This window comes from Oxalobacteraceae sp. CFBP 8761, from assembly GCA_014841595.1.
GTDB lineage: Bacteria > Pseudomonadota > Gammaproteobacteria > Burkholderiales > Burkholderiaceae_D > Telluria.
Genome location: JACYUE010000001.1, coordinates 721,378 through 744,480, shown reverse-complemented (window position 1 = coordinate 744,480; position 23,103 = coordinate 721,378). Strand labels below are relative to the sequence as shown.

Here is a 23,103-nt window from a genome sequence, read left to right as displayed (position 1 = left end):
CATCTTTGACCCGCTCCAATTTTCCAATCGGCAACATTGCATCGACAACCGCTGTATGTCGCGCTATCGTTCTTTCTTTCCAATAAGAAAGAAATTCTGTTATGTCGATCAATCAACTCGTCTACGTCAGCCAGGCCACCCGCAAGATGTCCCCTACCGACCTGGCAGCAATCCAGGACACGGCGAAGAATAACAACGCCCCTCTCGACGTGACCGGAAGTTTGTTCTACAACGGCGGCTGGTTCCTCCAGGTGCTGGAGGGTCCGGTAGCAACGCTCGACAAGCTGTACCAGAAGATTGAACTCGATCCCCGCCACAAGAATTCGCGCGTTCTCTATAACGAACCAGCCAAGTTTCGCACATTCCCGCGCTGGAGCATGAACATGATCAACCTGAATGATCGTCAGGCCGACAAATACGATGAACTGGTAGAGGTATTGGAAGCTGCGCAAGCCAACCGGCGCATCGGCTCGGCGGCCCCGGCCGTGGCATTACTCAAGATGTTTGCGAGCTGACGCTGCATCGGCGCTCACTACCGGGGCTTACTACCGGCGCTCGCTACCAGCGGTCGAGCGTGACAAAGTCACCCAGCGTACCCCGCTGGGCCCAGCCTTCGAGTTCCAGCATCGGCTTCGGATAAAACTCGGCGACATGGCCCAGGCACAGGATCGCCACCGGCTTGCCGCCTTCCGGTATCCCGAGCAAGGCTGCCAGCTGCACGGGATCGAACAGCGACACCCATCCCATCCCCAACCCTTCGGCGCGCGCCGCCAGCCACATGTTCTGGATCGCGCAGGACACCGAGGCCAGGTCCATCTCCGGCAGCGTGCGGCGCCCGAACACGTGGCGCTCGCGCCCGTCCATCAGCGCCACGACCAGCACCTCGCCGCATTCGCGCAAGCCCTCGACCTTCAGGCGCATGAATTCGGTGCCGCGCTCGCCCAGGGCATCGGCGGTGGCCACGCGCTCCGCTTCGACCAAAGCGCAGATCTGCTCACGCAGCAGCGTTGATGCGATACGGATGAAGCGCCATGGCTGCATCATGCCGACGCTGGGCGCCTGGTGCGCCGCCGTCAGCAGGCGCAGCAACACTGCCTCGTCGATCGCGCCGGGGATGAAGTGGCGCACGTCACGCCGCTCGGCGATCGCGCGGTAGACGCCGTCGACCTGGGCGTCGTCGAAGCGGTGCGCCATCGTCGTCACGCCTCCGTGCCCGCCTGGTGGAACACCAGGTCTTCCACGCGCTCACCCTTGCACAGGTGCTGGTCGATGATGCGGTCCATATTGTCCGGCGTGACGTCGTAGTACCAGGTGCCGTCCGGCTGGACGCAGACGATCGGCCCGCCCTTGCACGCCGCGAAGCAGCTCACCCGGCTGCGCTTGACGCGCAGCGGGCCGCCATCCAGGCCGCTGGCCTTGAACTTCTCGCCCAGGCTGTCGAACAGCGCCTGTGCAGCGCCATCGGCATTGCAGCGAGGGCCGGTGCACACGAGCAGGTGGCGGCGGTAGACACCGATGGTGGGCTTGACGACCTGGCGGGGCGTATAGGGTGCGGCGGAATCGATGGTGGTCATGCTTTGGTCAGTGGGGTGGCAGGCGAACAAGGGGCGATCTTACACCACGCCGCCTGTGCAACCGCCAATGAAAAAGCGCGCCTTGCTCACGCAGGCGCGCTTCATGTCGTGCAGCAGCCGGCTGGCTTATTTGGTCGCGAGCACCCACTTGACCAGCGAGCGCGCTTCGGCCTCGCTGACCTGCGGATTGGCCGGCATCGGGATCGGACCCCAGGTGCCCGAGCCGCCCTTGAGCACCTTCTGCACCAGCTTGTCTTCGGCGCCCTTCTGGCCCGCGTATTTCTCGGCGACGTCCTTGTAGGCCGGGCCAACCAGCTTGGTGGCTGAGGTGTGGCAGGCCATGCAATTCTTGGCCTTGGCCAGGTCGGCCTGGGCCAGGGCGCTGCCGGACGCAAACGCCGACAGCACGACACACAACAACAGGGACCGCTTCATGGAATTCTCCGGATTAGTGACTGAGTGAATTTTACCGGCAATCCTCCGGGGCATCTGCAAGCGATACACTCTGTAACGCGATCACCACATTTGCTCATACGGTGTAACAGAAAACTGCCAGATTTTCCCACGGGCATCATTTACGCCGTAAGATGTGTGGCTACAAGGAGTTTTCACCATGCCCCTGATCCTCTTGATCGCCCTGCTTGCCGCGTTGCGTGGCTTTGAGGTCTGGCGTTTTGCCGACCTGTCCTGGTGGTACATCATCGGCCTGATGGTGGTCGCCTTCATCTGGTTCGAGTACATCGAAAAGGCGCTGGGCCTGGACAAGCGCAAGGCGCACGATGTCGATGAACAGCGCCGCACCGACCGCGTGAAGAAGTCGCTGGAAAAGCGCCGCTGACAAGACCCCGGCGCTGCCACGGTTGCGCTGTGATACTTGTGCTGTGATACATTGGACAACTCACCGAGTCCTGTCCAATCATCAAGTCATCAATGCACCCCGAACTGCGCCAGCTCCGCCATTTTGTCGCCGTGGCCGAAGAGCTGCATTTCGGCCGCGCCGCGCAGCGCCTGCACATGACGCAGCCGCCCCTCTCGCAAAGCATCGCCAATCTCGAAGACCTGCTCGGCGCACCGCTGTTTTTGCGCAATCGCCGCATGGTCGGCCTGACGGCGGCCGGCAGCGCGCTGCTGCCCGAAGCACGCCGCATCCTCGACGAAGCCGGCGCACTGCCCGAACTGGTGCGGCGCGCGGCCAGCGGCGAGGCGGGCCGCCTGGCGCTGTCGTTTGTTTCCACGGCCGGCCTGGGCATGCTGCCCGACGTACTGCGCCGCTACCGCGCTGCGTTCCCAGGCGTACGCCTGGTGCTGCACGAGGCGACGTCCGACGTGCAGTTCGACGACCTGCTGTCCGGCCGCATCGATGCCGGCTTCGTGATCCCGCTGCAGCCGGGCGCACCGGCGGGCATGGCCGATCCTGCACTCGACTACCGCAAGCTGCTCGACGAGCCGCTGGTGCTGTGCGCGCCCAGCGGACTGGCGGCGCTGGCCGCACCGGGGCCAGTGTGGCTGCGCGACCTGCCCCCGCTGCCGCTGGTGATCTTCCCGCGCACGGTGGCGCCCAGCCTGCACGATGCGATCCTGGCCTGCTACCGCGCCGCCGGCGTGCTGCCCACGATCGGGCAGGAGGCAATCCAGATGCAGACCATCGTCAGCCTGGTTTCCGGCGGCATGGGCTTGGCACTTGTGCCACAATCCGTGTCGAACCTGATGCGCCCCGGCGTAGAATACCGTGCCCTGCGCGACGCCGCGCCGCTGGCCGAAACAGGCCTGGCATGGCGGCGCGATAACGATTCGCCCGTCCTCAAGGGCTTCCTGGACCTATTGAAGAAAGACTGATTATGCTGATTCATCCGCAGCCGGACCCGATCGCGCTCGCGCTCGGGCCGGTGCAAATCCACTGGTATGGCCTGATGTACGTGGTCGCCTTTGCCCTGTTCATCATGCTGGGCCGCGTGCGCATCCGCATGCCGCACGTGGCAGTGCAGGGCTGGACCAAGGATGACCTGGACGACATGCTGTTCTACGGGATGCTCGGTGTGATCATTGGCGGCCGGCTGGGCGAAGTGCTGTTCTACCAGCCGCTGTACTACCTGGCCCACCCGCTCGAGATCTTCATGATCTGGCGCGGTGGCATGTCGTTCCATGGTGGCTTTTTGGGTGTGCTGATCGCGATGGCGCTGTGGGCCCGCAAGCGCCGCCGCAACATCCTCGACGTGTACGACTTCATCGCGCCGCTCGTGCCGCTCGGGTATGCCGCCGGCCGCATGGGCAACTTCATCAACGCCGAACTGCCGGGTCGCCTGGCCGATCCAAGCCTGCCGTGGGCCATGCTGTGGCCGGGCGTGACCGGCCCGCGCCATCCGTCGCCGCTGTACCAGGCGCTGATCGACGGTGTGCTGGTCTTCATCATCCTGTGGCTGTTCGCGCGCAAGGCGCGTCCGCGTCTGGCCGTCGGCGCCATGTTCACGCTGCTGTATGGCTGCGCGCGCTTCTTCACCGAATGGTTCCGCGTGCCGGATTGGGAAACCACCGTGTTCGGCTTGCCGATCACGTCGGGCCAGGTATTGTCGCTGCCGATGATCGTCGCTGCGCTGGCCATGCTGGTGTGGGCATACCGCAAAGCGCCGGCGCGCCCCGTGACGGCATAAGTACCCCCTGGGTGGGCGAACGCACAGAGCGCCCACCCTTGCTGCATCCACAATGGGCCTCCCCGACACGGAGTCCCGATGGTTCAAGTCCAGCGCAAACGACATACCGGCTGGTGGCTGCTGCTCGCAGCCGTCATCGTCGCCAGCGGCATCGCGTTTGCCATCATGTGGCGCCCCGCACTGGCGCCGCAGACCGCGCAATCATCCTTCGACACCACCCGCATCGGGCGCGGCGCCAACCTGGCGCGCCTTGGCATGTGCGCCTCGTGCCACACGCCGGATCTGTCGCGGCCCTTCGCCGGCGGCAAGCCGATGAACACCCCGTTCGGCACGGTTCACAGCACCAACATTACCCCCGACACCAGCACCGGCATCGGCGCCTGGAGCGAAGCGGCTTTTACACGCGCGATGCGCGAAGGCGTCGCGCGCGATGGCCACCTGCTGTATCCGGCCTTCCCGTACAACCACTACGTGCGGATGACAGACGGCGACATCCAGGATTTATACGCCTACTTCATGACGCGCCCCGCGATCGTGGCGCCGGCGCGCGAGAACCGGATGACGTTCCCGTTCGGGTTCCGCCCACTGGTGGCGTTCTGGAACGTGCTGTACCTGGACGACGCACCATGGCAGCCGGTCGCCGGCCAATCGGCCGAATGGAACCGTGGTGCGTACCTGGCAGACGCCGTCGCGCACTGCGCGGCCTGCCATACGCCGCGCACGCTGCTGGGCGGCCCCGATCTGAAGAAGCAGCTTGGCGGCGGCGAAGCCGACGACTGGTACGCGCCGGCGCTGAACGAACATTCGCCGTCGCCCCTGCCATGGACCCGTGACCAGCTGCACGCGTATCTGCGCACCGGCGTCGCGCGCGACCACGCGATGGCAGCCGGGCCGATGCAGGATGTGGTGACACACCTGGCGCAAGCCGATGAGCGCGACGTGGCGGCGCTGGCCGCCTGGACCCACAGCCAATTAGCCAAGGCGCCGCCGCGCAAGACACCGGCGCAGCAGGCCGGCCCTCTGCCTCAGCCCGCGAAGGACGATCCCGACCTGCAGCGCATGACGCTCGGCTACGCGGTCTACGACAATGCGTGCGCGCGTTGCCATGACGCCGGACGCGACGCCAGTTCCGGCACCGCGCTGCCGCTGCAAAAGGCGATCGCGCTGTATGACCCCGACCCGCGCGACCTGATTCACATCACGCTGGATGGCATCACCCCGCCCGATGGCGAACCGTCGCGCTTCATGCCGGCCTTTAAAACGATCCTCACCGACGAACAGACTGGCGCCCTGGCAGCCTACCTGCGCAAGTACGGCGCGAACCAACCCGTGTGGCCCGATCTGGACAAGGCCGTGCGCAAAGCGAGCAAAGAATGACGACCTACCGCCTGCAGGTAAACGGCAAGGTGCACGCCGTCGACCAGGATGCCGATACGCCGCTGCTGTACGTGCTGCGTAATGACCTGGAACTCAATGGCGCGAAGTTCGGCTGTGGCCTGGGCCAGTGCGGCTCGTGCACCGTCCTGCTGGACGGGAAGCCGGCGATGTCGTGCATGGTGCCCGTATCGGTCGTTGGCCAGCGGCCAGTGCGCACAGTCGAAAGTCTGGGCAATGCCACCACCCCGGGCATGCTGCAGCAGGCCTTCATCGACGAGCAGGCTGCCCAGTGCGGCTACTGCATCGCCGGCATGCTGATGCAGGCCACGGCGCTGCTCGAAAAGACGCCGGCGCCGACCGATGCCCAGATCCGCGCCCACATGTCGTCGAACCTGTGCCGCTGCGGCACGCATATGCGCATCCTGCGCGCCGTGCGGCGCGCCGCCAATACGCTGGCAGCGAAGGGCAAGCCATGATGATCGATACCGGCCGCCGTGCCTTTCTCGCTGGCGGCGGCGCGCTGACACTGTCGTTCGCGATGCCGGGGGCAGCCTTTGCCACCCCCGGCGAACTGCCCAAGAGCCTGGACAAGTCGCCGTGGCTCGACGCCTGGATCCGCATCGAGGCCAATGAACGTATCACGGTATTTACCGGCAAGGCCGAACTGGGCCAAGGCATCAAGACTGCGCTGCTGCAGGTGGTGGCCGACGAACTTCGCCTGGCGCCTGGTCGCTTGCAGCTCGTCACTGCCGACACGGCGCGCACGCCGGACGAAGGCATCACCGCCGGCAGCAACTCGATGAAGGATAGTGGCACGGCGCTGCGCCATGCGGCCGGCCAGGTGCGTCTGCGCCTGGGCGAACTGGCTGCCACGCGCCTGGGCGCGCCCGCGGGCAGCCTGGCGCTCAAGGATGGCGCATTCAGCGCGGGCGGCCGGCGCGTCACGTTCGGCCAGCTGGTGACGGGCCAGGAACTGCACCTGCGCGCCACGCCGACGCCCGCACCACCCCCGCCAGGCCCGCGCACGGCCATCGGCAAGTCGGTGCCGCGCGTCGACATCCCCGCCAAGGTCACGGGCGGCGCAGCGTATGTGCAGGACCTGCGCCTGCCGCAAATGGTGCATGCGCGGATCGTGCGGCCACCGTCGCAGGCCGCGCGCCTGATCGCCGTCGACGTCGCCGCGATCGAACGCCTGCCGGGCGTGCTCAAGGTGGTGCAGGACGGGCGCTTTCTCGCCGTGATCGCCGAGGGCGAGTACCGCGCCGTGAAGGCGGCGACGGCGCTGGCGCGGGCCACGCGCTGGGAGACGCCGGCATCGTTGCCGGCGCATCCCGACGTGAATGCGTTCATCCGCGCCCAGCCCGCCGAGGCGCTGCCGATCCTGGCGCGTGGCGCAGCAGGCCAAGCGGGCCGCAGATTTGCCGCCCGCTACACGCGCCCGTTCCAGCTGCACGCGTCCATCGGCCCCTCGTGCGCCGTGGCGCAGCTGGTCGACGGCCGCTACACGGTCTGGACCCACGCACAGGGCGTCTACCCGCTGCGCACGGCCCTGGCCGAACTGATCGCCGTGAACGAAGACACGATCCGCTGCATCCACGTCGAAGGGTCGGGCTGCTATGGCCACAACGGCGCCGACGATGTCGCGGCCGACGCCATCCTGCTCGCGCGCGCCCTGCCGGGGCGGCCGGTGCGCGTGCAGTGGATGCGCGAAGAAGAACACGCGTGGGAGCCGTTCGGCGCGGCGATGGTGGTGCAGGTGGCCGCCACACTGGACAGCACGGGCCGCATCGCCGACTGGCAGCACGACGTCTTCACGCCGCCGCACAACACCCGCCCCGGCAAGGCCGGCAACCTGCTGGCGGCCACGCACCTGGCGCGCCCGTTTGCGCCACCTGTTGCCAAGCCTGCGCCGCAACCCGAAGGCAGTGGCGACCGCAATGCGATTCCGTACTACGTGCTGCCCAATGCGCGCGTGGTGCACCACTTCCAGCCAAAGCCGGTCCTGCGCTCATCGGCGCTGCGCGGCCTGGGCGCCTACTGCAATGTGTTTGCCATCGAAAGCTTCATGGATGAACTGGCGCGCGCCGCGAACAGCGACCCGGTTGCGTTCCGGCTGCGGCATCTGGACGATCCACGCGCCCTTGACGTGGTCAAGCTGGCGGCAGCAAAGTTCGGCTGGGATGGCTACCGGCGCCCTGCCCGGCGCGGGCGCGGCTTCGCGTTTGCGCGCTACAAGAACCTGGCCTCGTACTGCGCCATCGCGGTGGAAGTCGAGGTGGCGCGCGAGACGGGCCTGGTGCGCATCACGCGCGCGGTGAGCGCCGTCGACTGCGGCGAGATCGTCAGCCCGGATGGCGTGCGCAACCAGATCGAGGGCGGCATCATCCAGTCGGCCAGCTGGACCTTGCTGGAACAGGTGCGCTTCGACGAGTCGCGCGTGCTGACGGTGGATTGGGCGTCGTACCCGATCCTGCGCTTTGCCCAGGCGCCGGAGCAGATCGACGTGCACCTGATCGACCGCCCCGGCCAGCCGTTCCTGGGCACCGGCGAAGCGGCGCAGGGCCCGGCCGCAGCGGCGATTGCCAACGCGGTGTTCGACGCCTGCGGCCTGCGCATGCGCGACCTGCCGCTGGACCGCGCGCGGGTGCGCAAGGCCTAGCTACAGTCTAGTTGAACGCCTTCCAGAACATGTAGGCGGCCAGCGCGCACAGGATGACGCTGAAGATGCGCTGCAGCTGGCGTACTGGCATCTTGTGCGCGGTGCGCGCGCCCAGCGGCGCCATCGACACGCTGGCCAGCACGATGATCGCCAGCGCCGGCACGTAGATGAAGCCCAGCGACCAGGATGGCAAGCCGGGTTCGCCCCAGCCGAAATAGACGTTCGACAGGGTGCCCATCAGCGCCACCGGAAAGCCGATCGCCGCACTCGTGGCCACCGCATTATGGATGCGCACATTACAGCGCGTCATGAACGGTACCGAGACGAAGGCGCCGCCGGCCCCCACGAGCCCCGCCAGGATACCGATCACGCTGCCCGCGGCAAACATGCCCGGCTTGCCGGGCAGCTCACGCGCCGCTGCCGGTTTTTTCCCGATCAGCATCTGGATCGCCGAGTACGCCACGAAGCAGCCGAAAAAGAAGGCCAGCACCGACGTGTTCATCTGCTTGCCGATCCAGGGCCCGATCCACGCACCGAGCAGGATGCCTGGCGTGAACAGGCGTACGATCGGCCACAGCACGGCGCCGTGCTTGTGATGCGCACGTACCGACGACAACGAGGTAAAGAAGATGGTGCCCAGTGACGTGGCGATCGCCATGTGCACCACGAGTTCTTCGGGGAAGCCGCGCGCCGTGAAGATCATCGTGATGAACGGCACGAGGATCATGCCGCCGCCGACGCCAAGCAGGCCAGCCACGAAGCCACCAAACGCGCCCATCGCCAGCAGGGCCAGGATCAGCAGCGGATCGAATGCGGGCGCCATCATGTCGTTCCCTTGCCGCGCACGAGGGCGACAATGGTCGTGTACTGGGCCTTGGTGACCGGCGAAATCGACAGCCGGCTGCCCTTCTGCAGCAGCACCATGTCGTCCAGCGCAGCCACCGTGCGCAGTTCGGCCAGCGGCACGAAGCGGCCCGCTTCGACTGCCTTGACGTCGACCGAGATCCAGCGCGGCGTTTCGGGCGTGGCCTTCGGGTCGTGGTAATGGCTGGCGGCGTCGAACTGGGAGGCGTCCGGGTACGGGCCGCTGACGATTTCGGCGATGCCGGCCACGCCGGGCAGCTTGCCGCCCGAGTGGTAGAACAGCACGCCGTCGCCGACGGCCATGGCATCGCGCATGAAGTTGCGCGCCTGGTAGTTGCGTACGCCAAACCAGGCCACGGTGGCGCCGGGGGCGGCGAGGACGTCGTCGAAACTGACTTCGTCGGGCTCGGATTTCATCAACCAGTAGCGCATCGCGCTGTTCTCCCTGCCAGCACACGATGCACCGGATGCATCAGTGAATGCGCACATAAAAAAAGCGGCTGCGTACCGAGTGCGCAACCGCTTGTATGTTTAGTCCCCGCCTGTGCCGTTTTTGCCGGCATCCTGAACCACAACGGTTCAAGGCGGTCACGGTCAGATCAATTTCGGGTTCGTCGGACTAGCGACGCTCACACCCATCGAACTTGTTCCACGACCTATGCGTAAGAATGGTTCAAGGAATATATGGCAAATCTCGAACACCGCAGGGCAGAAGAGAGTTTACTCCTTTGACCAGCCCTGTCAAACGGATTCGGCCTTTCAGGACAGATTTTCCTGGCCCGCCAATACCCGGTCGAGGGCCGTGTGCATCGACTCGAGTTTTTGCTTGACCTCGAGGATCGACATGTCCGACAGCGGCCCCTGCGGCGATTTCACCGACAGGAATTCGGCGGCCACGCTCAGCGCCGCCATCACGGCGATGCGGTCGGTGCCCTTGACCTTGCCGGAATCGCGCAGCTGGCACATCTTGCCATCGAGGTAGCTCACCGCTTCACGCAGCGTGCGCTGTTCGCCGTCGCGGCACGCGAGGCGATAGGACTGGCCCATGATATGCACGTCGAGATGGATCATAGCGCCCCCTGACGACGAGCGTGGGCGAGATGCGGCGGGATCGGCGCATTGGGATCGGGCGGCGCTTCGTCGGCTGGTTCGTCCGCGGCAGATTCGTCGGCCTCGTCCGATGCGTCCGGCGGCTTCGGCAATTCGTCGAGCAATGCTTCGACGCGGCGCTGCGCCTCGATCAGGCGCTCCTTGAACGCGAGGTTCTCGGTGCTGAGCAAGGTATTGGCCTGGCGGAGCAGGTAATTCTCGGCGCGCAACGACTGGGTCAGTTGCGCAAGCCGGTCGATTTTGTCTGAGAGGTCTTGGAATTCGGAAATCATCCGACACTATAGGATCGAGTTGCTTTTTCCGTCAACCGGTGCCCATTGCCGTGCGGCAGTAATAGCACGCTGGCGTGCGGCGTCGATGTGGCTGGCGGTGTACGCTGCCGCCCTTCTGTCGTGCCATGTGCGGCGGACAAACGCCGGCAAACATTGCGCATATGCCAATGTCATGATTGCGCTATATCAAGTGTTTAAAATGTTTTCGCCATCATGCGCCTTGAAAAGGCAGGTTATCGTCCCTATAATTAGCACTCGTTAGCTGAGAGTGCTAACAACTCTTTGCAGACCGGCGCAGCATCATGAAATTGCTGCGACGGCGTCAAAAACGCCAGTTAATCCATTGAATATTAAGGAGTTTTGCATGAACCTTCGCCCTCTGCACGATCGCGTAATCGTGAAGCGTCTCGACCAGGAAACCAAAACTGCGTCCGGCCTGATCATCCCTGATGCCGCGGCAGAGAAGCCGGACCAAGGCGAAGTTCTCGCCGTTGGTAACGGTAAAGTGCAAGATAACGGCCAGCTCCGCCCTCTGGAAGTGAAAGTCGGCGATCGCGTGCTGTTCTCCAAGTATGGCGCTCAGACCGTCAAGATCGATGGCCAGGAACTGCTGGTGCTGCGCGAAGAAGAAATCCTCGCGATCGTCGCACTGTAATTTCTGACCCCACTCACGAACATTTCGGAGAAATAACAAATGGCAGCTAAAGAAGTAGTATTCGGCGACGCAGCGCGCGCCAAGATGGTCGAAGGCGTCAACATCCTCGCCAATGCAGTCAAAGTCACCCTGGGCCCGAAAGGCCGTAACGTCGTGCTCGAGCGCTCGTTCGGCGCGCCGACCGTCACCAAGGATGGTGTCTCGGTCGCCAAAGAAATCGAACTGAAAGACAAGCTGCAGAACATGGGCGCGCAGATGGTCAAGGAAGTTGCTTCCAAGACCAGCGACAACGCCGGTGACGGCACCACCACCGCGACCGTGCTGGCACAAGCCATCGTTCGCGAAGGCATGAAGTTCGTTGCCGCCGGCATGAACCCGATGGACCTGAAGCGCGGCATCGACAAGGCAGTTGCTGCCACCGTCGAAGAACTGCGCAAGATCGCCAAGCCAACCACCACCACCAAAGAGATCGCACAAGTCGGCGCCATTTCGGCCAACTCGGAAACCTCGATCGGTGAGCGCATCGCTGAAGCGATGGAAAAAGTGGGCAAGGAAGGCGTCATCACCGTGGAAGACGGCAAGTCGCTGAACGACGAGCTGGACATCGTGGAAGGCATGCAGTTCGACCGCGGCTACCTGTCGCCGTACTTCATCAACAACCCGGACAAGCAAGTCGCCGTGCACGAAAACCCATTCGTCCTGCTGTGCGACAAGAAAATCTCGAACATCCGTGACCTGCTGCCGGTACTGGAACAAGTCGCGAAAGCTGGCCGTCCACTGGTCATCGTCGCTGAAGACATCGACGGCGAAGCGCTGGCGACTCTGGTCGTCAACAACATCCGCGGCATCCTGAAGACCGTTGCTGTCAAGGCCCCAGGCTTTGGCGACCGTCGCAAGGCCATGCTGGAAGACATCGCTGTCCTGACCGGCGGCCAGGTCATCGCTGAAGAAGTCGGCCTGACGCTCGAAAAGGTCACGCTCGAAGAGCTGGGCCAGGCCAAACGCATCGAAGTCGGCAAGGAAAACACCATCATCATCGACGGCGCCGGCCAGGCTGAATCGATCGAAGGCCGCGTCAAGATGATCCGCGCCCAGATCGAAGAAGCGACCTCGGACTACGACCGCGAAAAACTGCAAGAGCGCGTGGCCAAGCTGGCCGGCGGCGTTGCCGTGATCCGCGTCGGTGCAGCCACCGAAGTCGAGATGAAGGAAAAGAAAGCACGCGTCGAAGATGCACTGCACGCTACCCGCGCTGCCGTGGAAGAAGGCATCGTTGCCGGCGGCGGCGTGGCCCTGCTGCGCGCTCGTGCCAACATCACCGTCAAGGGCGACAACCCTGACCAGGACGCTGGTATCAAGATCGTCCTGCGCGCAATGGAAGAGCCACTGCGCATGATCGTCCAGAACGCCGGCGAAGAGCCATCGGTCGTCGTTGCAGCAGTGTTGGCCGGCACCGGCAACTACGGCTACAACGCAGCCAACGGCACCTACGGCGACATGGTCGAAATGGGCGTGCTGGATCCAGCCAAGGTCACCCGTTCGGCACTGCAGAATGCAGCCTCGATCGCCGGCCTGATGCTGACCACCGATTGCATGGTGTCGGAACTGGCTGAAGACAAGCCAGCCGGTGGCATGGGCGGTATGGGCGGCATGGGCGGCATGGGTGGTATGGACGGCATGATGTAATTGCCGGGGCAGTCCGGGCGAAGCACGCTGCAGGCTTCGCCCCAGCTACCCACGATAAAAAACCCGCGAGGTTCACACCTCGCGGGTTTTTTGTTGTCTGTGTTGTCTGCGTCTTTCAGCGGGCGCGCGGACCCTTGCGACGCAGCCACAGCAGCGCAGCCAGTGCGATACCGCCGAGCCACAGCGTGCCTGGCTCAGGCACTTCGGTCGGTACCTCCGGTTCGACCACGGTGTCGCCCGGCGGCGTTGGCGTCGTTGGCGTGGTTGGCGTGGTTGGCGTCGTTGGCGTCGCCGGTACAGTCGGGATACCTGGCGTACCAGGAGTATCCGGCGTACCAGGGATCCCCGGCGTACCAGGGGTCCCCGGCGTGCCAGGAGTCCCCGGCGTGTCGATACCGGTGCCTGGCGTCGGCGGGGACGGCGGCGTCTTGACCGGCAGTTCGGGCACGTCATTGCCGCCGCCGTCCGGTACGGGAACCGGGGGCGGGACCTCTTTAACGCCGGGGCGATCCGTGCCACCCGTGTCACCGGCGCCGACTGTCGGACTGACGCTTCCCGGCACCGTGCTTCCGCCACCATCCGTGGCCGGCGCTGGCACGTCATCGCGACCGCCGACAGGGCTGGCAGGGCCCAGCACGCCGCCAGCATAGATCGGCGTGCCATACCAGTTCGGCACGCCAGGTGGCTGACCCTGGCGGGACGGCGTCGGCATTGGCGTCGTATTTTCCGGCGTCAGCAGACCAGCGCCATTGGGGAAGCTGATGGCATTGTAGCGCTGCCCCCCTTCCTCGCTGGTGATCAGGTCGTCCATGCCCACGGGCAGCATGTTGCCTTCCTCACCAATCGCGCCAGCCGTATCGGAGAAGTTGCCGACAGCAACCACGGTATCGAGTTCGGCTTCGGTTGGCCCGTGGGGTTCGACCGGATATTGCGGCACGTCCGAGATGCGGTTGGCACAGCGGGCGCGGATCTCGTGCTCGCCGTCGGTCAGGAGCGTCTCGCCCTTTTCGAGCATGACCTTCTTCGAGGTCCAGTAGATTTGATCGTTCTTCCGGTACGACACATAGACTGCGCGCGGGGCCGTCACCGTCACGGCACGGGCATTGCCGACATTGAAGCTCGCATAGTGCGCCGCCACGAGCCGGTCGGATCGCAAGATCTGCGCCAGTTCGACCTTGTCCGCCACGCCGCCCGGCACGACCGAGTGCCGGTAAATGCGCCGTGCCACAGCTGTCTGCTGCGCCGTTGGCGGCGTCGCGCTCAATGCATGCGCCGGTGCGCCAGCGACCGGGGTCGCGTTCGACGCCGGTCCGAACATTGGCCAGCTGATCGATGGCGATGGCAGCACCACGCCGGCCACACCGGCGGCAACGCCAAGCACGGCAAGCGTCATCAGGCGTTTTTCGCGGTGGGAGCTTCGTTCGAGACGACGTTGGTAAGTAGCGCGGTTGTCCATGCGGTGTACTGACTGGTAGGAATGTTCCTACAGAATATCATTACTCACATCAACTAAATCAGATGCCAACATGAAACACATGCAGAGCGTGGCGAAAACCACGAAAGCATTTCCATGTGGAAATAATAACGTCCGTATGGACGTTGCAGACGGCGCATATTGCCGCTAAAACAAGCATGGTTTAGTATGGCCGTCTTATCTCCCGGAACCTGCCATGTCCCCTCGCACCGCCGCCTTCCCTACCCTGCGCACGACTCTTGCGACGCTTGCCCTGTGCTGCGCAGTTGCTGCCTGCCAGCGGGCCGAGCGGCCTGCGCCGCCGCCCGCCCCGGCGCCGGCCGCACCTGTCGTGCAGGCACCTGTGCAGAGCAAGGAACAGGCAATGACCGCATTGCTGGCGTTACCGGAACTGAAGGCCTGGTCAGCGCAGATCGAACGGCGCACCGGCGGCAAGGCGCATGGCGCCGTGGTCGAGGACAACCCGGCGCCGCGCGAAGTGAACGGCAAGACGTACTACCAGCTGAGTTTTGTCGAGAACCGCGCGCAGGACGCGCGGCGCCACGAGAGCTTCCTGGTTGCGCAGGACGGCAGCGAAATCCTCGTCGACGATACCGAATCCGACACCCTCCTCAGCCTGCAGGAATGGCGCCGCACGATCGAGCGCGTCAACCTGAAAAGCGCGGATTAACTATCCAGGTGCGAGATCAGCAGCCGGCGCGGATCCTGGCCCGGCGCCGGTCCATGCTGGCCATCGACCGAGATCCCGACGGCCATGATGTCGATCAGCAGCAACTGCAGGATGCGCGAAATCATCGACAGGAAGCTCGTGCTGTCTTCGGCGTGATCGACCGCCAGGCACACGCTGGCCTTGCGCGCCAGCGGTGACTGGCTGTTGCTGATCGCGATGACGTCGGCGCCGGCCGCGCGCGCGATGTCCACCGCCTCCAGCAGTTCGGGCAAGCCGCCCGAATTCGATACCGCAATCACCACGTCGCCCGGCCCCAGCAATTCGGCGGCCAGCGTGAACAGGTGCGCGTCGCCATACAGCGCTGTAGGAATGCGGAATCGGAAGAACTTGTGCTGGCCATCGAGCGCCACCGCGCGCGAATTGCCCATCGCGTAGAACTCGACGCGCTTGGCGCGGCTGACCATCTCGATCGCGCGGTCCAGCGAGCGCACGTCGAGCTGGTCGCGAAAACGCAGGATCGCCGACACCGTGTTGTCGATCACCTTGGCCGACAGATCGTGCGTGCTGTCGCTCAGGCGCACCTGGCTGTGGCGCACGGGGATCGAGCCGGTCAGGCTGCTGGCGAACTTGAGCTTGAAGTCGGCCAGACCCTGGAACCCCAGTGAGCGGCAAAAACGGATCACGGTCGGCTGGCTCACGTCGGCCAGGCGCGCAATCTCGGCAATCGGTTCATTGAGCACCATGCGCGGCTGGTCGATCACGAGACTGGCCACGCGCCCTTCGGCCGGCGAGAGCTCGTGGCGCAGCTGCGTGATGCGCTCCATCAGCGTGTTGGCGCCGCTGCGTCCGCGCAGGTGTTCGGCCAGGATGGTGGCCACGCCATGGAAGGCGGGATTCGGGGTCGTGATCACCCAGGTCGGAATGTCGGCCAGATAATCCGAGAAACGGCCCTTGGCTTCGAAGCGCGCGCGAAACGGCGAGCTGGCAAACCACTCGCCCAGGCGCGGCACGATGCCCCCGCCGATGTACACGCCGCCAAAGGCGCCGAGCGTGACGGCCAGATTGGCCGCCGCGCCGCCCAGCATGCCGCAGAAGCACTCGAGCGTTTCCAGGCACAGCGCATCGTTCTGTTCGAGCGCGCCGGCCACGATCGTCGCGGCCGTGCGCGGCGCGGCGTCGATGCCATTGCGATCGGCCAGCGCGCGGTAGATCACTTCCATCCCGGGCCCGGAAATCAGGCGTTCGTTCGACACGTGCGGCCACTCGCGCCAGGCGTATTGCAGGATCGCGAATTCGCGCTCGTCGAACGGCGCGAAGTTCACGTGCCCGCCTTCGCTGCCCAGCGTGACGAAACCGTCGGCGGTCGGAATGCCGCCCGAGACGCCCAGACCTGTGCCCGGGCCCAGCACGCCGATGACGGCGCCCGGCACCGCCTTACCCGGGCCGACCTGCATCAGGTCGTCGCGCGCAAAATTGGGCAAGGCCGTGGCCAGCGCCGTGAAGTCATTGACGATCAACAGCGTGGCCAGGCCCAACTCGCGCCGCACCGCATCGGTGGAAAACTCCCACGCGCGGTTGGTCATGCGCACGTAGTCGCCGCTGATCGGGTTGGCCACCGCAAAGGCGCCGTGGTGCAGCGTGACGTCCTGGTGGTCGAGCAGGTAATGGCGCAGCAGCGGCACGATGCCGGCAAAGTCGTCGCAGCGCAGCACCGCCACGTCGCGAAACACGCCGGGCGCGCATTGCAGCGCAAAGCGCGCATGCGTGGCGCCAATGTCCGCGAGCAGGCGCGGGCCATCGGCAAACGCCGTGCGCGCGAATTTCTCGGGCTGCGCGCCGGCCATCAGCGGTTCGCCGCCACGGTGCCGAACCAGGCGCCGAAAGGCGCCAGCGTGATGCGGCCCTGCTGCGCGCTGCCCTGCAGGCCATCGACCGGCATCTGCGCCACGCCGTCGGTTGCCGGCCAGTCGAAGCTGACTTCCTCACCCGACAGATTGAACGCCGCCAGCACGCTGTCATGCCCGGCCAGGTCGCGGCGCAGCGCCAGGACCGGCTCGGGCGCATCGAAGAACGCGATCTCGCCGCGCGTCAGTTGCGGCAGACTGCGGCGCAGCGCGATGAAGCGGCGCTGGAAGTTCAGCATCGAATCGTGGTCGCGGTCCTGCAGATCGACGGCGGCCTTGACGTGCGCGGCGTCCACAGGCAACCACGGCTGGCCGTCGGTAAAGCCCGCGTGCGGCGCATCAGCCACCCATGGCATTGGCGTGCGGCAGCCGTCACGGCCCTTGAACTCGGGCCAGAAGGTCTTGCCGTACGGGTCCTGCAGCAGTTCGTAGGGCACATCGGCTTCGGTCAGGCCGAGTTCATCGCCCTGGTACAGGCATGGCGTGCCCTTGAGCGAGAGCTGCATCGCCAGCACCAGCTTGGTGAAACCAGGCGCCGGGTTGACGCCGCCCCAGCGCGTGGCGACGCGGATCGCATCATGGTTACCGACCGACCAGGACGCCCAGCCATCTTTGACGCGCTCATTGAATTCCTCGACCTGGCGGCGTACATGCCCGGCGTTGAAGACCGGCGTGAGCAGGTTGAAGCTGTAGGCCATGTGCAGCTTGTTGCCGCCTTCGGTGTACTCGCTCATCTGGGCCAGCGCATCATCCGAGCTGATCTCGCCAATCGAGACGGCGCCGAATTCATTCAGTTGTGCGCGCACGCGCTCGAGGAACGCGATGTTCTCGGGCTGCGTCTTGTCATACAGGTGCGCCTGCATGCCGTATGGGTTCACGTCCGTCACGGTCGACGTGTCGCGCACCAGCGCCGGCGGATTGCTGCGCAACTGACGGTCGTGGAAGTGGAACACGCACGCATCCATGCGCACGCCGTCGACGCCGCGCTCGAGCCAGAAACGCTGCGCATCGAGGTGCGCCTGCTGCACCAGCGGGTTGTGGAAGTTCAGCTGCGGCTGGCTCACCAGGAAGTTGTGCAGGTAGTACTGCTTGCGGCGCGTGTCCCACTGCCACGACGAGCCGCCGAATACCGACAGCCAGTTGTTGGGCGGGTTGCCGTCCGGGAGCGGGTCGGCCCACACATACCAGTCCGACTTCGGATTGTCGCGGCTGGCGCGGCTTTCGACGAACCATTTGTGCGTCTCGGCCGTGTGCGACATGACCTGGTCGATCATGATCTTCAGGCCCAGGCTGTGCGCCTTGGCGACCATGCGATCGAAGTCGGCCAGGTCGCCGAACAGCGGATCGACGTCGCAATAGTCTTCGATGTCGTAGCCGAAATCGGCCATCGGCGACTTGAAGAACGGCGACAGCCAGACAATGTCCACGCCCAGGCTCGCGATGTAGTCGAGCTTTTCGGTCACACCGGCCAGGTCGCCGACCCCGTCACCGTTGGTGTCGAGGAAGCTGCGCGGGTACACCTGGTAGATGATGGCTTCGCGCCACCAGTTCGGGTTGTCGGTCGTCGAGATCTGGGTCATTGGCTGGTCCGGGCGGATGCGTGATGTGGAATTCTAGGCAATATACATCAGGCGACTCGTCTTGACAATTCCAGCCAGTCAGCAATAAATCGTATTTAATCTTTCTATTTCAATGACTTGCACTGTAAAACGCGATTGTTTCAATTCCGCTCCCGTACCTAAACTACGTGGCCATGTTGCCACTTTGTTTCTAGTTTGTTTCACGACAATTTTTATGTTGCAAAGAGAGGCGTCCCCGTCATAGCATCGCGTCTGTTTGCCAATTCAAGGAAGCGGTTCGATGACATCTCTCGCAAAACCAGGCACCGGGCGCATGCCCCGGCAAATCCCCTACATCATTGCCAATGAGGGGTGCGAACGCTTCAGTTTTTACGGGATGCGCAACATCCTGACGCCGTTCCTGATCACGACCCTCTTGATGTTTTTGCCGGAAGACATGCGCACCGGCGAAGCGAAGCACGTGTTCCACACCTTCGTCATCGGTGTCTACTTCTTCCCGCTGCTGGGTGGCTGGCTGGCCGACCGCTACTTCGGCAAGTACAACACGGTGTTCTGGCTCAGTCTCGTGTATTGCCTGGGTCACGCCTGCCTGGCCATCTTTGAAGACAACGTCAACGGCTTCTACTTCGGCCTGTTCTTGATCGCGCTCGGCTCGGGCGGCATCAAGCCGCTGGTGGCCAGCTTCGTGGGCGACCAGTTCGACCACACCAACAAGGACAAAGCGAAAGTCGTCTTCGACGCGTTCTACTGGATCATCAATTTCGGCTCGTTCTTCGCCTCGCTCCTGATGCCGCTGCTGCTGCGCGACTACGGTCCTGCCTGGGCCTTCGGCGTGCCTGGCATCCTGATGTTCATCGCGACGATGGTGTTCTGGAGCGGTAAAAAGAAGTACGTGCACGTACCGCCGGCACCGGCCAATCCGCACTCCTTCATGCGCGTGGCGAAAAGCGCGCTGCTGGCCAGGCAGCCCGGCCAGGGCCGCCCAGGCCTGAACCTGGCCTTGCTGGGTGCAGCCGGCGCCTTGGCGTCGTTGGCCATGGCCGCGCAATGGGGCTTCGTGATCGCCGCCTGTACCGCCCTGGTGCTGTTGATGGCCTTTGGCGGCATGGGCACCTCGATGCAGCTGGACCGCGCACGCGGCCTGCATCCGGACGACGCCGTGGACGGCGTGCGCGCCGTGCTGCGCATCCTGATCGTGTTCGCGCTCGTCACGCCGTTCTGGTCGCTGTTCGACCAGAAGGCCTCGACCTGGATCGTGCAGGCCAACACGATGACCACGCAGGTGAACCTGCTGGGCTGGACCTTCGACGTGATTCCGGCCCAGATGCAGGCCTTGAACCCCCTGCTCGTGATGCTGCTCATCCCGATCAACAACCTCGCGCTGTTCCCGCTGATGCGCAAGATGGGCGTCGAGCCCACACCCCTGCGCCGCATGACGGCCGGCATCGCACTGTCGGCTGCGGCCTGGATCGTCGTGGGCAATCTGCAGGTGGCGCTCGACGCCGGCGACGCCGTCTCGATCGCGTGGCAGATCGCGCCGTATGCGCTGCTCACGCTGGGTGAAGTGCTGGTCTCGGCCACGGGCCTCGAATTCGCATACAGCCAGGCGCCCGCCTCGATGAAGGGCGTGATCATGGCGCTGTGGTACCTGGCCGTCACGGTCGGCAACCTGTGGGTGCTGATCGTCAATGCCAGCGTCAAGAATGAAACGGTGATCGCGTATATCGAAGGCTCGGGCGTGGGGGTGATGGCGTTCCAGATGTACTTCTTTGCCGCGTTTGCGCTGCTGTCGGCGGCGGCGTTCGGGTGGTATGCGACGCGCTACCGCATGGTCGACCACTATCGCAGCAGCGTCGCGGGGTAAGCGGTCCATGAAACGTCACCTTGTCCTGCTGGCAGCATCGCTGTCCTCCAGCGCGTACGCTGCTGTTCCTCTCGCCACCTGCGACAGTCCGGCCTTCCAGGAGGTGCTCAGCGCCTCCGCCACCAAGCTCGATGCGCGCGCCGTCTGGCTCGACCGCCGCCTCGTGCGCTGGCCCGGCGCGGCTGCCGATGGCGTGTATCGGCTGTACCACTCCCCTGCCGGCGGCATCCAGGCCACGGCCGGCAGCAAGGTCACCGGCAGCGCCGGTTCGATCGCGCTGGCCGTCTCGCGCGTCGCGGTGCCGCAAGCCGTCGCCACCCGCTTCAAATGGGTCGCCAGCGGCCCGACCCTGAGCGTGCAGGAAGCCGACCTGGCGCGCCTGCCTGCCCTGCACCGCGAACAGCTGGTGCTGGTCCACGAGAACCCGGATGGCACCGTGCGCGACGCAACGCGCGTGCAGGCGGCCGGCGCGCTCGACGACCTGTATGCGGCGGCTGAACGCATCCCGGACATGGGCGCGACGCCCACCGGCAGCAAGACCGATTTCAAGCTGTGGGCGCCAACCGCGCGCGATGTCGCGGTGTGCACGTATGACAGCGCAACGGGGCGCGCGAACGCCGTGCTGCCAATGGCACTGGACGCCCGTACCGGCGCCTGGGCTGCCAGTGTCCCGCGCGATTTGTCCGGCACCTATTACAAGTACGCGGTCGACGTCGTCGCCGATGGCGCCGGGCTGGTACGCAATCTCGTGACCGACCCGTATTCGGTCAGCCTGAATGCGGAATCCAAACGCAGCTACATCGCCGACCTGGACGCGCCGCACCTGAAGCCCGCCGGCTGGGATGGCACGCAGCCACCGGCCACGGTCAAGGCGCAGACCGACATGGTCATCTACGAACTGCACGTGCGCGACTTTTCGCTGATCGACCAGACGGTGCCGCCGGCCAAACGCGGCAAGTACGGCGCGTTCGGCGAAGCCAATTCGAACGGCATGCGGCATCTGCGCGCGCTGGCACAGGCAGGCCTCACCGACATCCACCTGCTGCCCGTGTACGACATTGGCAGCATCCCCGAAGTGGCGTGCGCGCAGCCCGCCCCTGCCGGCGCGCCGGATGGCGAGAGCCAGCAGGCGCTGGTGGTCAAGACCGCCCACACCGACTGCTTCAACTGGGGCTACGACCCGCAGCACTTCAACGCCGTCGAAGGCAGTTACGCGAGCGACCCGCAGGACGGCGCGCGCCGCATCATCGAGTTCCGCCAGATGGTGATGGACCTGCACAAGGCCGGCCTGCGCGTGGGCACCGACGTCGTCTACAACCATACCTTCATCGCCGGCCAGGAAGAAAAATCGATCCTCGACCGCGTGGTGCCGGGCTACTACCATCGCCTGAACGCGGTCGGCGGCATCGAAGCGTCGACCTGCTGCTTCAACACGGCGACCGAGAACACGATGATGGCCAAGCTGATGATCGACTCGTCGGTGTTGTGGACGCGCCAGTACAAGATCGATTCGTTCCGCTTCGACCTGATGGGCCACCAGCCGCGTGAGGCGATGGTGCGGCTGCAACAGGCCGTCGATGCGGCGGCGGGCCGCCACGTGCAACTGATCGGCGAAGGCTGGAACTTCGGTGAAGTGGCCGACGGCGCGCGCTTCGTGCAGGCGTCGCAGCTGTCGCTGAACGGCACCGGCATCGGCACCTTCAGCGACCGCGCACGCGACGCCGTGCGCGGCGGCTCGCCCGGCGACTCGGGCGAGCCCGTGATCAGGCAGCAGGGCTATATCAATGGCCTGGTGTACGACGCGAACGCCCTTGGCGGCGATGCAAAGAAGGCTGACCTGCTGCGCGCAGCGGATTTGATCCGCGTCGGCCTGGCCGGCTCGGTGCGCACGTATCCGATGCAGGCGCACGATGGCCAGGTGCGCCAGTTGCAGGCCATGGTCTACGGCGGCAACCAGCCGGCCGGCTACGCGAGCGAGCCGGGTGAGGCGGTCAACTACGTCGAGAACCACGACAATCAGACGCTGTACGACATCAACGTGCTCAAGCTGCCCGTGGCAACGAGCAGCGCGGAGCGCGCGCGGGTGCAGGTGCTGGGGATGGCGATCAATGCGTTCAGCCAGGGCGTGGCGTATTACCACGCCGGCATCGATACGCTGCGCTCGAAATCGCTGGACCGCAACAGCTTCAATTCGGGCGACTGGTTCAACCGCATCGACTGGACCTACCAGGACAACTTCTTCGGTACCGGCCTGCCGCCGGCGCCGGACAATGCCAAAGACTGGCCGCTGTTCAAGCCGTTGCTGGCCAATGCCGCGCTGAAGCCGGCGCCCGCCGACATCGCGTTCGCGCGCGACGCGTTCCGCGACCTGCTGCGCATCCGCGCCAGCAGCACGCTGCTGCGCCTGCGCACGGCCGACGACATCAACACGCGCCTGCGCTTCTTCAATACGGGGCCGCAGCAGGAGCCGACCGTGCTGGCTGCCTGGCTCGATGGCAAAGGCTATCCGGGGGCCGGCTTTGCCGGGATGGGTTACCTGGTGAACGTCGACAAACGGGCGCACACGATCAAGGACGCCACGCTGCGCGGCAAGCGCCTGAAGCTGCATCCGGTGCACAGCGCACCTGGCGCGGCCGACAAGCGCGCGCTGAAGGCGCGCTTCGACAGCGCCAGCGGCACCTTCACGGTGCCGCCGCGCACGGCGGTCGTATTCGTCGAGTAGGGTGAACGGCTACGCCGTCCACGCGGTGATCGCTGGCAGCGGGA

Annotated in this window: 22 protein-coding genes and 1 other RNA gene; 12 read left to right on the top strand and 11 right to left on the bottom strand. The window is 65.1% G+C overall.

Annotated elements, in window-relative coordinates; translation table 11 throughout:
- Nucleotides 1–101 precede the first annotated feature (101 nt).
- Nucleotides 102–515: a BLUF domain-containing protein gene (locus IFU00_03320; GenBank protein ID MBD8541310.1), complete on the top strand. Its 414-nt coding sequence runs from the start codon at nt 102–104 to the stop codon at nt 513–515.
- Nucleotides 516–558: 43 nt separating this feature from the next.
- On the opposite strand, the gene bluB is transcribed toward IFU00_03320, so the two are convergent.
- From bluB to IFU00_03305, 3 genes are all read right to left on the bottom strand, one after another.
- Nucleotides 559–1,194 carry a 5,6-dimethylbenzimidazole synthase gene (gene bluB, locus IFU00_03315; protein ID MBD8541309.1) on the bottom strand — a complete coding sequence of 212 codons (636 nt, stop codon included), beginning with the start codon at nt 1,192–1,194 and terminating at the stop codon, nt 559–561.
- Between the two features lie 5 nt (nt 1,195–1,199).
- A complete protein-coding gene (locus IFU00_03310) occupies nt 1,200–1,574 on the bottom strand; it encodes a (2Fe-2S) ferredoxin domain-containing protein (GenBank protein MBD8541308.1) in 375 nt (124 codons plus the stop codon).
- Between the two features lie 126 nt (nt 1,575–1,700).
- Nucleotides 1,701–2,009: a c-type cytochrome gene (locus IFU00_03305; GenBank protein ID MBD8541307.1), complete on the bottom strand. Its 309-nt coding sequence runs from the start codon at nt 2,007–2,009 to the stop codon at nt 1,701–1,703.
- A 178-nt stretch (nt 2,010–2,187) separates the two neighbouring features.
- Between IFU00_03305 and IFU00_03300 the strand changes: the two genes are divergently transcribed.
- The 6 genes from IFU00_03300 (at nt 2,188) to IFU00_03275 (ending at nt 8,258) form a co-directional block, all read left to right on the top strand.
- A complete protein-coding gene (locus tag IFU00_03300; protein MBD8541306.1) occupies nt 2,188–2,412 on the top strand; it encodes a TIGR04438 family Trp-rich protein in 225 nt (74 codons plus the stop codon).
- Nucleotides 2,413–2,504: 92 nt separating this feature from the next.
- A complete protein-coding gene (locus IFU00_03295) occupies nt 2,505–3,410 on the top strand; it encodes a LysR family transcriptional regulator (GenBank protein MBD8541305.1) in 906 nt (301 codons plus the stop codon).
- Between the two features lie 2 nt (nt 3,411–3,412).
- On the top strand, nt 3,413–4,222 hold the full coding sequence (locus IFU00_03290; protein MBD8541304.1) for a prolipoprotein diacylglyceryl transferase: 810 nt from the start codon (nt 3,413–3,415) through the stop codon (nt 4,220–4,222).
- A 78-nt stretch (nt 4,223–4,300) separates the two neighbouring features.
- Nucleotides 4,301–5,599, top strand: coding sequence for a cytochrome c (locus tag IFU00_03285; protein ID MBD8541303.1), 1,299 nt, complete (start codon nt 4,301–4,303; stop codon nt 5,597–5,599).
- Nucleotides 5,596–6,075: a (2Fe-2S)-binding protein gene (locus IFU00_03280; GenBank protein MBD8541302.1), complete on the top strand. Its 480-nt coding sequence runs from the start codon at nt 5,596–5,598 to the stop codon at nt 6,073–6,075. The genes IFU00_03285 and IFU00_03280 overlap by 4 nt, the downstream gene beginning before the upstream one ends.
- Nucleotides 6,072–8,258 (top strand): xanthine dehydrogenase family protein molybdopterin-binding subunit, encoded by a 2,187-nt coding sequence (locus tag IFU00_03275; GenBank protein MBD8541301.1) that lies wholly within the window; start codon nt 6,072–6,074, stop codon nt 8,256–8,258. The genes IFU00_03280 and IFU00_03275 overlap by 4 nt, the downstream gene beginning before the upstream one ends.
- 7 nt (nt 8,259–8,265) lie before the next feature.
- Here IFU00_03275 and IFU00_03270 read toward each other — a convergent pair whose 3' ends face one another.
- From IFU00_03270 to IFU00_03250, 5 genes are all read right to left on the bottom strand, one after another.
- Nucleotides 8,266–9,081 carry a sulfite exporter TauE/SafE family protein gene (locus IFU00_03270; GenBank protein ID MBD8541300.1) on the bottom strand — a complete coding sequence of 272 codons (816 nt, stop codon included), beginning with the start codon at nt 9,079–9,081 and terminating at the stop codon, nt 8,266–8,268.
- Nucleotides 9,081–9,554 carry an EVE domain-containing protein gene (locus IFU00_03265; protein ID MBD8541299.1) on the bottom strand — a complete coding sequence of 158 codons (474 nt, stop codon included), beginning with the start codon at nt 9,552–9,554 and terminating at the stop codon, nt 9,081–9,083. The genes IFU00_03270 and IFU00_03265 overlap by 1 nt, the downstream gene beginning before the upstream one ends.
- 99 nt (nt 9,555–9,653) lie before the next feature.
- Nucleotides 9,654–9,835: non-coding RNA, 6S RNA (ssrS, locus tag IFU00_03260), on the bottom strand.
- A 46-nt stretch (nt 9,836–9,881) separates the two neighbouring features.
- Nucleotides 9,882–10,193, bottom strand: coding sequence for a cell division protein ZapA (locus IFU00_03255; GenBank protein MBD8541298.1), 312 nt, complete (start codon nt 10,191–10,193; stop codon nt 9,882–9,884).
- Nucleotides 10,190–10,504: a hypothetical protein gene (locus tag IFU00_03250; protein MBD8541297.1), complete on the bottom strand. Its 315-nt coding sequence runs from the start codon at nt 10,502–10,504 to the stop codon at nt 10,190–10,192. Before IFU00_03250 ends, IFU00_03255 begins: the two co-directional genes overlap by 4 nt.
- A 364-nt stretch (nt 10,505–10,868) precedes the next feature.
- On the opposite strand from IFU00_03250, the gene groES reads away from it, so the two are divergent.
- Both groES and groL read left to right on the top strand, forming a co-directional pair.
- The gene (gene groES, locus IFU00_03245) at nt 10,869–11,159 is read left to right on the top strand and encodes a co-chaperone GroES (protein MBD8541296.1); all 291 of its coding nucleotides are present in this window, start codon (nt 10,869–10,871) and stop codon (nt 11,157–11,159) included.
- Between the two features lie 39 nt (nt 11,160–11,198).
- Entirely contained in the window at nt 11,199–12,845 is a 1,647-nt protein-coding gene (gene groL / locus IFU00_03240; GenBank protein ID MBD8541295.1) for a chaperonin GroEL, read from the top strand.
- Nucleotides 12,846–12,960: 115 nt separating this feature from the next.
- Here groL and IFU00_03235 read toward each other — a convergent pair whose 3' ends face one another.
- Complete coding sequence (locus IFU00_03235; protein ID MBD8541294.1) at nt 12,961–14,301, bottom strand: PEP-CTERM sorting domain-containing protein; 1,341 nt, start codon at nt 14,299–14,301, stop codon at nt 12,961–12,963.
- Between the two features lie 214 nt (nt 14,302–14,515).
- Between IFU00_03235 and IFU00_03230 the strand changes: the two genes are divergently transcribed.
- Nucleotides 14,516–14,989: a hypothetical protein gene (locus tag IFU00_03230; protein ID MBD8541293.1), complete on the top strand. Its 474-nt coding sequence runs from the start codon at nt 14,516–14,518 to the stop codon at nt 14,987–14,989.
- Here IFU00_03230 and IFU00_03225 read toward each other — a convergent pair.
- Together IFU00_03225 and IFU00_03220 are read right to left on the bottom strand one after the other, a co-directional pair.
- Nucleotides 14,986–16,833: a glucokinase gene (locus tag IFU00_03225; GenBank protein MBD8541292.1), complete on the bottom strand. Its 1,848-nt coding sequence runs from the start codon at nt 16,831–16,833 to the stop codon at nt 14,986–14,988. The genes IFU00_03230 and IFU00_03225 overlap by 4 nt on opposite strands.
- Complete coding sequence (locus IFU00_03220) at nt 16,833–18,473, bottom strand: alpha-glucosidase (protein ID MBD8541291.1); 1,641 nt, start codon at nt 18,471–18,473, stop codon at nt 16,833–16,835. Before IFU00_03220 ends, IFU00_03225 begins: the two co-directional genes overlap by 1 nt.
- A 313-nt stretch (nt 18,474–18,786) precedes the next feature.
- Here IFU00_03220 and IFU00_03215 point away from each other — a divergent pair, with 313 nt between their 5' ends.
- Together IFU00_03215 and IFU00_03210 are read left to right on the top strand one after the other, a co-directional pair.
- Entirely contained in the window at nt 18,787–20,337 is a 1,551-nt protein-coding gene (locus IFU00_03215) for an MFS transporter (GenBank protein MBD8541290.1), read from the top strand.
- Between the two features lie 7 nt (nt 20,338–20,344).
- Nucleotides 20,345–23,059 (top strand): DUF3372 domain-containing protein, encoded by a 2,715-nt coding sequence (locus IFU00_03210; protein ID MBD8541289.1) that lies wholly within the window; start codon nt 20,345–20,347, stop codon nt 23,057–23,059.
- The last annotated feature ends 44 nt before the right edge of the window (nt 23,060–23,103 follow it).